Annotated in this window: 1 protein-coding gene; it reads left to right on the top strand. The window is 68.2% G+C overall.

Annotated features, from left to right (window positions below; genetic code table 11):
• The first annotated feature begins 192 nt into the window (after positions 1-192).
• On the top strand, positions 193-1470 hold the full coding sequence (locus ASE59_RS04095) for a carbohydrate porin (protein WP_162235265.1): 1278 nt from the start codon (positions 193-195) through the stop codon (positions 1468-1470).
• Positions 1471-1529 lie beyond the last annotated feature (59 nt).

Raw genomic sequence — 1529 nt, 5'->3', positions numbered from 1 at the left:
TTGGTTAGAGCGCCGGCCTGTCACGCCGGAGGTCGCGGGTTCGAGCCCCGTCACTCGCGCCATGGCGCATCGATCGCGATGCGTCGGGCGCGTTGGTGCCGCGGGCACCTATCCCCATTCGGTCCTTACCTGACCGGCAGAATGCGCCGCAACACGACGTCGCATTGGCAGCTTCTTCATCTTCGGGCGAACATGGAGGCGCTGTCGAATCGATGGGGCGTGATGATCGGACTATGGGGTAGAAGGATCGGATGGGCGGCGGCGTTGGCGTCCGCGTCCATACCGGCCGCCAGCGCACAGGTCGCCGCGCCCAGCGTCGAACGGGCGCCGGGCAATGTCGAGCTGCCGACCGTCGAACGCCGCGACCCGTTGGTGATCCAGCTCGCCTATACCGGCGATCTGCTTAGCGCGGTGGCGGGCGGGGCGAACCGGGGCAGCCGCTGGATCCACAATGTCAGCGGCATCGCGACCGCCGATCTGGATCAGCTGGCCGGGGTCCCGCGCACCACCGCGCTGGTCCATGGCTTCTATAATAATGGCGGGAGCTTCAGCGGTGGCGTGGTCGGCGATGCGCAGGTCGTCTCCAGCATCGAAGCGGGCATGCCACTCTTCCGGCTGCTGGAGGCGTGGGTCGAGCATGGCGGGGCGGATGGCCGCTGGTCGGCGAAACTCGGCCTGTACGACATCAACAGCGAATTCGACGCCCTCCAGACGTCGCTGCTGTTGGTCAACAGCGCGTTCGGCATGGGGTCCGACCTTGGCAGCAGCGGCCGCAACGGCCCGTCGACCTTTCCCAGCACCGGTCTCGCCCTTCGCGGACAGGTAAGGCTCGCGCGCGCGCTGACGTTGCGCGCGGCGGTGGCGGATGGCGTGCCGAACGATCCGGCCTTCCCGCGGCGCCTGAACGTCGGTCTGAGCAGCGGCGACGGCGCGCTGGTGATCGGGGAGGGGGATGTCGAACTCGGCAATCTGCGCGTGCTGGCCGGGGCATGGGGCTATACCGCGCGGATCGACGACCGGTTCGATGCCGGCATCGCCGCTGCCACGAAGCGCCGGGTCGCCAGCAACGGCGTGTATCTGCGCGGGGAGGCGCAGCTGGTCGGCGACCGCGACCGTGGCGTCCGCGCCTTCGTCCGTCTCGGTGCCGCCAGCGGCCGCGCGAATATCTTCGACCGCTTCGTCTCGGGTGGTATCGTCGGCCACGGCCTCGTCCCCGGTCGACCGGCGGACGATAGCGGTATCGCCATCGCCTGGGCCGGAGCGAGCGGCGCCAGCCGCGATCTCGCCTTCGCCCGCTATGGCGACACTTCCGAGGCCGAAACCGCCATCGAACTGACCCACCGCGTCGCTGTCACCGACTGGCTCGGCGTGCAGCCGCATGTCCAATATGTCGTCGATCCCGGTCTCGATCCGACGCTCGACGATGCGCTCATCCTCGGTATCCGGCTGACTGCGGCGTTCGCGCATTGAACAGAAAAACGGGCTGGTCCCAAATACCCGCTTTACAGCGGCGATTCGCTACCCTACAC

The organism is Sphingomonas sp. Leaf10, assembly GCF_001421245.1.
Lineage (GTDB): Bacteria > Pseudomonadota > Alphaproteobacteria > Sphingomonadales > Sphingomonadaceae > Sphingomonas.
Note: the sequence above shows the minus strand (reverse complement) of the source record. Positions and strands in the feature narration are given on the sequence as shown.